Annotated in this window: 1 protein-coding gene and 1 pseudogene; both read left to right on the top strand. The window is 72.3% G+C overall.

All coding sequences use genetic code 11. From position 1 onward, the window contains the following. Nucleotides 1–60: 60 nt before the first annotated feature. A pseudogene (locus ACFOYX_RS36245) lies at nucleotides 61–213 on the top strand (IS110 family transposase); the annotation flags it as partial. A gap of 125 nt (nucleotides 214–338) precedes the next feature. Further along, on the top strand, nucleotides 339–817 hold a 479-nt coding region (locus ACFOYX_RS36240), incomplete at its 3' end, for a transposase (RefSeq protein ID WP_377534830.1).

The raw sequence follows: 817 nt of genomic DNA, 5'->3' as shown, positions 1-817 counted from the left end.
GGCAGCTATGGCGCTGGCCTGGCCCGCTATCTGACCAGCAAGAAGATCACTGTCAGGGAAGTGGACCGGCCCGATCGCCGCGCCCGCCGCGCCCAGGGCAAGTCCGACCCGATCGACGCCATCGCCGCCGCCCGGGCCACCCTCGCCGGCACCGCCATGGGCACCCCGAAAACCCGCACCGGACCGGTTGAGGCCATCCGCGCCCTGCGGGTCGCCCGCCGAGGAGCGGTCAAGGCTCGGACCGCCGCCCTGAATCAGATGCGCGGCCTGGTCGCCGCCGCCCCCGAACCCCTGCGAGCGCAGCTGACCAAGCTCAGCGCTGCCGTGCTGGTCAGCCGGTGCGCTGCGCTGACCTACAACCCGGCCAAACTTCACGAGCCGGAACACGCCACCGCCGCCGCGCTGGCCGGACTCGCCCGCCGGGTCACCGCCCTCACCGACGAGATCACCACCCTCGACCGGCAGGTGGCACCCATCGTCCAGAAAGCGGCACCCCGCACCACGGCCTTGTTCGGCGTCGGCCCCGAGGTCGCCGCCCAGCTGCTCACCACCGCCGGCGACAACCCCGACCGGCTGCACTCCGAAGCCGCCTCGCCCACCTCTGCGGCGCAGCACCCATCCCCGCCAGTTCAGGACGGGTGCGCCGCCACCGCCTCCACCGGGGAGGTGACCGCGGCGCCAACCACGCCCTGCACACCATCGCGCTGTGCCGCATGCGCTACGACCAGCGAACACAGGCTTACGTCCACCGCCGCATCACCGAAGGCCTCAGCAAGCAGGAGATCCTCCGCTGCCTCAAGCGCTACATCGTCCGCGA

Source organism: Micromonospora sp. GCM10011541 (assembly GCF_042650725.1).
Lineage (GTDB): Bacteria > Actinomycetota > Actinomycetes > Mycobacteriales > Micromonosporaceae > Micromonospora > Micromonospora sicca.
This window is presented reverse-complemented; position numbering and strand designations above follow the sequence as displayed.